Source organism: Exiguobacterium sp. SH5S13 (genome assembly GCF_004337085.1).
In the GTDB taxonomy this organism is placed as follows: domain Bacteria; phylum Bacillota; class Bacilli; order Exiguobacteriales; family Exiguobacteriaceae; genus Exiguobacterium; species Exiguobacterium aurantiacum_A.
Map to the genome: position 1 here is coordinate 61,787 of NZ_SJUS01000016.1, position 6,026 is coordinate 67,812.

The 6,026-nt window shown below is 53.3% G+C and carries 6 protein-coding genes; 2 read left to right on the forward strand and 4 right to left on the reverse strand.

Annotation, left to right across the window (positions count from 1 at the left end):
- The first annotated feature begins 23 nt into the window (after positions 1–23).
- Complete coding sequence (locus EVJ30_RS15165) at positions 24–1,430, forward strand: S1 family peptidase (RefSeq protein WP_161568832.1); 1,407 nt, start codon at positions 24–26, stop codon at positions 1,428–1,430.
- A gap of 17 nt (positions 1,431–1,447) precedes the next feature.
- On the opposite strand, the gene EVJ30_RS15290 is transcribed toward EVJ30_RS15165, so the two are convergent.
- Both EVJ30_RS15290 and EVJ30_RS09530 read right to left on the reverse strand, forming a co-directional pair.
- Positions 1,448–1,612 (reverse strand): hypothetical protein, encoded by a 165-nt coding sequence (locus tag EVJ30_RS15290; protein ID WP_201739073.1) that lies wholly within the window; start codon positions 1,610–1,612, stop codon positions 1,448–1,450.
- Between the two features lie 19 nt (positions 1,613–1,631).
- Positions 1,632–1,856: a DUF3221 domain-containing protein gene (locus tag EVJ30_RS09530; RefSeq protein ID WP_131468883.1), complete on the reverse strand. Its 225-nt coding sequence runs from the start codon at positions 1,854–1,856 to the stop codon at positions 1,632–1,634.
- A 128-nt stretch (positions 1,857–1,984) separates the two neighbouring features.
- Between EVJ30_RS09530 and EVJ30_RS09535 the strand changes: the two genes are divergently transcribed.
- Entirely contained in the window at positions 1,985–2,866 is an 882-nt protein-coding gene (locus tag EVJ30_RS09535; protein WP_236633332.1) for a tetratricopeptide repeat protein, read from the forward strand.
- 65 nt (positions 2,867–2,931) lie between these two features.
- Here the strand turns inward: EVJ30_RS09535 and EVJ30_RS09540 are convergent, their stop codons facing one another.
- Positions 2,932–3,681, reverse strand: a complete 750-nt coding sequence (locus EVJ30_RS09540; RefSeq protein ID WP_131456417.1) for an SDR family NAD(P)-dependent oxidoreductase — start codon at positions 3,679–3,681, stop codon at positions 2,932–2,934.
- 352 nt (positions 3,682–4,033) lie between these two features.
- Positions 4,034–5,737: a methyl-accepting chemotaxis protein gene (locus EVJ30_RS09545; RefSeq protein WP_131468885.1), complete on the reverse strand. Its 1,704-nt coding sequence runs from the start codon at positions 5,735–5,737 to the stop codon at positions 4,034–4,036.
- Between the last annotated feature and the right edge of the window lie 289 nt (positions 5,738–6,026).

The following is a 6,026-nucleotide window of genomic DNA, read 5'->3' on the forward strand; positions in this document are numbered from 1 at the left end:
ATATGAAGGAAGGTGTCACCCTCGTGACTTGTCCACGCTGCGGAACGAAGACCCGCTCAAAAACAACTGCTTGTCCGACGTGTGGCCATCGCCCCCGTCGCTTGAAATGGATTGCCATTTCGACCGTGATTGCACTTATCGCATTCATCTCTATTTTAACAGTCGCCTATTTGAAAGAAGCTCCTCGTTCGACAGACTCACTCGCTGACAAAGTCAACTTGAACATCGCCGAAGACACCGTCTCAGCCGATAACGCTTCGATGATTGATTTGGCGACGCTCGAGAAAAGTCTGTTTTCTGTCGGTGCCGGGACAGGGTTTTTAATCAGCCCGCAAGATATTTTGACGGCTGCCCATAATGTTGAAGGTTTGACGACGATGACAATCGACCACGATGGGAAGAAAATTAAAGGGACCGTCGTCGGACGTACCGTCGACATCGCCGTCATCCGGATCAATCAAATGAAAGAGACGCCGTTCATGTTCAGTCACGCGATTGCCGCGGCGGACGAGACGCTCATCACGCTCATGCCGTCTAAACGGATCGAAGGCCAGATGACGTTCAATGAAACCGGGTATGAGCGCGAGTTCGATATCCCGAGACGGGCAATCGGCAGTCCGATTGTTGCTTCAGACGGACGGGTACTCGCCATGCACCTCAAGTCAAAAGCACTCCCGGTCGCCCTGTTCGAACAAGACGTGCTCGCGTTTCTTGAATCGGACACACCAGCGCCACCGTTAGCTAAACTAGCACCGGTCGCACCAATCACGCCACCTCGAAATGAGCAACCTGTGACGGAACCAGCGCCAGCGCCGCAACCAGAAGCCGAGGCCCCTGCCCCGGAAGCTGCGCCAGAACCGGCCGCGCCTGCTGAAGAGCCGATTGAAGACGCACCGGCAACGCCAGAGGAAACACCAGAGCCTGAAGTCGCGGAACCGGAAGTGCCAGCTGAAGAACCGACGACGCCTCCGGTCACAGAAGAACCGGTCACGCCGGAACCTCCTGTGACAGAACCGGCAGAACCGGTGGCGCCTGAAAAACCAGCGGCTGAAGCGGAGAAACCAGTCAAAAAGCAAGAAAGCAAACCGAAAGATCAGCCAAAAGAGAAACCGGTCACAGAAGAAAAACCGGTTAAAAAAGACCAACCCGCTAAACAAGAAAAGCATGTTGAAAAAGAACAGCCCGTTAAAAAAGAACAACCTGCTAAAAAAGAACAGCCTGCTAAAAAAGAACAACCTGCTAAAAAAGAACAGCCTGCTAAAAAAGAACAACCTGCTAAACAAGAACAACCTGCTAAAAAAGAACAGCCTGCCAAACAAGAACAGCCTGCTAAAAAAGAACAACCTGCTAAAGAAGAACAACCTGCTAAAGAAGAAAAAGCTAAACCGGCTGCCACAGAGCGAGACGAAGAAAGCACGCCTTCCGACTAAATCGGAAGACGTGCTTTTTACTCGCCCTTATTCAATTTGCGTTGCACGTTACCGACCGCGGCCCCGAGTAACAGCAACAAAATCGACAGCATCCAAAACGGGATCGCGTCTTGCAAGAGCCAGACGAGAAATGAGCTCAGCGCGATGACGCCGCCGAGCCAAAGAAAATTCCACTGTCCCATATGACTCACCTCGTATCCATCATAGCACATCAATCCGGTGCGCCGCCGCCTGGGGCGGCAATGATTTCGTCATCATCTCACTATGCTCGACCCGCACGAATTGGCCGACCGTGAGCGTTGATATGTCCCCAATCTGCTCGTCTAGATGAAACACGATGCCGTCGAACGGTTCAGCCTCCAACTTCGGTGCGACCCGAATTCGCGCTGCCTCGAGTTCGACGATATAGCCCGTGAATGTGACCACGTTGATCCCTCCTTCCCCCAAATGCGCTCCCCCTCTTTTCTTTTCCCATTTTTTCAAATAATGCTACTTCGTGAAGCGATTGACTTGTATAATAAAGCGACAATCACAAAAGCTGGGAGGGACCTCATTTGAAACACACCATCGACTTACACACCCCAGACTTTCAGCGCACCTTCCTTGAGATGATGCTCCTTGAAGAGTTGATCGAAGACTATAACGCCGAGGCCATCGAGACGCTCATCGTCCGCGGCGAGACGGCTTTCCCGAACGACCCGTTCTTCCCGGCGATGCGCGCTTATCCGCTCATTCGCGAAGGCGATTTCAAGACAGCCAGACAAGTGCTCGAAACCGCGAGTACGATGGGCGACCATTACCTCATCCATTGCCTGCACGGCGCCCTCAGCGAAGACGCCGGGTTTACGTTTGAGGCCGAGCAACATTACTGCCGCGCCGTCGAGCGCTATCCGGACGTGCCGATGACACGGCGCGCCCTTGCCGTCCATTACTTCAATCGTAAATTCTACGGCGAAGCGGGCTTACACATCATGCACTACGTCCGTCTCGCCGGTTTCAGCGAAGAGACCGTGCCGATGTTGCTCGAATTCTTCCAAGCGTTCGACGAGATCCCGCTCGAGATGAACGACGAGCTGCTCAAAGCCGCAATCGGCTATTTGAATGCAAATCCGCGAAACCCGCGGGCCCATTCGCTCTATGCCTCGATTTGCAGCCACCGGGTCGAGATGCTCGTCAAACGTTTGCCGGAAGACGGTCAACTCGACGACGAGACGATCGCGACGCTACTCGAAGTCGAAGAGCACGGCATGTGGAGCGCGACGTACGACGATAGTGAGGACAAAATGTTCCGCGCCATGTTCGCCGACTATATCGATAACGTCGTCTTGCCGAACACGTCCCGAACGTATGTATATCGCCTGCGTCTGCGCTACTGGTATCATCGCCTAACCCACCGCCTGACCGGGGGCTATGCGGATACGATGCGACAATCCTAAACGACAGCCCGAACTCAAAAAGAGTTCGGGCTGTCGTCTGCTTATGGTATTGAATGCTGTCTAACTCACCCCATATACGGATGAATCGGTCCGCGCAGTTCAAATGAGTAGTCCTCGTGATTGACGATGCCGACCGTTTCATCGCTCTCAAGCAATTGAACTAAAAACTCGGCCATCTCTTCGGCCGTATGGTACTTCGCGACGTTCTCACTGTAATCGAAGTTCTCTTCCTCGCGGGCCCGGCTCGCGAATCCGGTCTCGGTCGCAGCCGGTGCGAGCACTTTCGCCCGCAACTTGTCCCCGTTTTGGATAAGTTCTTGGGCGAGTCCTTCCGTGTAGGCGCTGACGAAGAACTTCGTCGCGCTGTACGTGACCCCTTTCGCCGCGATGCGGTAGCCGACGACCGAGGCAATGTTTAGGAGTGTCGCCCCTTCGACCTTGTGGTAGTCACGAACGTACAAGTTCGACAAGACGGTCAGCGCCTCGACGTTCAGACGAATCATGTTTTCCATTTTCCCGACTTCGGCGTCTTTCACAAGATTCGAGTCTCCGAACCCGGCGTTATTGATCCACGTCTCGATATCGAGGTCGGCGAGCGACTCATAGAGTGCATAGACATTTTCACTATATGACAAGTCATTCGTTTTGAGGATGACGTCGCTGTCTGGTGAGATCGACTTGATCTCGTCACGCAATTTTTGAAGCTCGTCCGTGCGACGCGCGACGAGCACGAATGATTTACCCTGCTTGGCAAGCTGCTTCGCCGCCTCGTAGCCGATGCCTGAACTTGCCCCTGTGATGACCGTATATTTCATTCAAATTCCCCTTTTCCATCTAAAATGCGTTCTATCCCGTCATTCCCGAAACGTAGCATCGTCAATCCTTTGAACGTACAAAAGCCGTCCGAGGAATGCTTTTAGCTATCAGTTTCCGTTTCCTAGGTTCGTGCACATGACGCAGGCTTTTCTTCTGTCGTTGAGCCCTCAGAAAATGACAAGCGGCCACCCCAGAGGGCGACCGCTTGCGAAGCTCGTTCATGGCGCCGCAGACTCCTGAGGGGTCAGCAAGCGAAGGGAGACCCAGCAGCGACGAAGTCGCGATGCGGCTCCCTGCTTGCCCCTAGGAAAGCGGAGGCGCCGAAAGGACGAGCTGATTCGATTGTGTTTGTCACGTATTGAATTTTCCGATCAACGTCTGCAGATCGCCCGTCATGTTCCCGAGTGACTCGGCGACGCCGTTCAACTCTTGGATCATCGCGAGCTGTGAATCGGCTGTCTCGCCGACCGAACGCATCGTCTGCGCCATCTGTTCGCTCTCGGTCGCAATCCCGAGGGCGGCCGTGGCGACTTGTTTTGTCGTCAAAGCGATCTCGTTTGAGGCGACACGAATATGTTTCGTGTTCTCAACCGACGTCTCGAGTTGGACGACGATTTGTTGGAACGCGTTTGTCGCTTTCTCCAACAGTTTCGTATTCGCCTCGACCCGCTTCGCACTGAGTTCGTGCCTTGCGAGCACGGCGTTTGATTGGACTTGGATCGATTCGATCAACCCGGCAATCCGTGTCGCCGACTGTTTCGACTGCTCGGCGAGTTTCCGGACTTCTTCGGCGACGACGGCAAACCCTTTGCCTTGTTCACCGGCCCGGGCGGCTTCGATGGCCGCGTTCAAGGCGAGCAAGTTCGTCTGGTCCGTGATTGATTGGATGACTTCCGTGATCAAGGCGATCTCGTCCGACTGATGTTTCAACGCCGCGATCGATTCCCCGGTCATTCGTGTCTCGGTTGCAAGGGCGAGCACTTCTTGTTTCGCTTGTTGAATCGTCTCGTCCCCTTGTTCGGCGAGCTTTAGACTCATCGCGACGTCTTCGCTGATCGTACCGATTGAACGGGCGATCTGTTCGACGCCTTCATCGGCCGCAGCGACCGCTTTGGCACTGCCCGTCGCTTCTTTCGCTTGTTGAATCGTCTCTTCGACGACCGCCTCGATCATCCGCGTCGTTTCTTCAGTTTGCGACGACATCTCTTCCGTGCTGGCGTAAAGCTCTTCCGATTGCGCCGTGATCTCTTGGGCGTTACGGTTCACTTCATTGATCAACTCACGCAAGTTGCCTTTCATTTGGTTGAAGCCGACCATGAGCTGCCCGATCTCGTCACGCGTCAGCGCGTCCAAGTCGGCGCGTGTCAAATCGCCATTCGCGACGACGGCGACTTCGTCTGACAACATCCGAAGCGGAACGGTCACCATTTGTTTCAAGGCGTAACCGGCACCGACCGTCAAGAGTAGGATGAAAATCGCGATACCCTCCGAGTACAAGAGTGCCTTCTCACCTAACTTTTCAAGTCTTCGTTGCTGTTCGAACATCTCCGCCTCTGACTCGGCTTGTAACCGCTCGCCCGTCTCCGTGATTGACGCTGTCACATCCGGCATGAGTCGAAGCGCGAGTCGGTCGATCGACTCTTCGTCCCCTTCATCGATTGCTGCAATCAATTGGGCGGCTAACTCATCATAGCCGGTTGCATAGGATAAAAGATTCTCGAGTTCTGTCTGCTCTTCTTCTGTCTCGGCAAGCTCAATGAGTGTCTGAATCGCCTGTTTCTTGTCTTCTGACCCACGTTGCTCTGCTTCGAGACGCGAGTCCTCTTGCTCGAGTATGTAACCCCGCAGTCCGTACGCCTGACGCGTCATGCCGAGTGATAACTCGTCGGCCGCCTTCATCTTCATCACGTCATGGCTGATCATGTCTTCATACTGAGTCGTCATATTTTGAAGCGTCCATAAGTTATAGCCCATGCCGAACGCGACGAACAATAAAATAAGTCCTATACCACTAAATAATTTTTGCGTTAATGACAGTGTTTTCAATCGTTTCATCTCTTTTGAGGAACACGTCCTCTCCCACCTCTACTTCTCTCTAATTTTGTATTGCCACTCTTATATCGGATAACGAAACCTAATATGTACCAAACAAAAGAAGTCTGACTTCTCATTGACTACCTTTATCAGTTTCATGTTCCAATTTTTGTCACAATTAAAGGGGCTGGGACATAACTAGCCTGTTTTAAAGCTTTTCAATAAAAAGAGGGGTCCGGTCACCGATTTTCGGTGGCCGGACCCCTTCTTTGCACTTCCCCCGATGCCCACGGCGATGAACTTCCGTAGG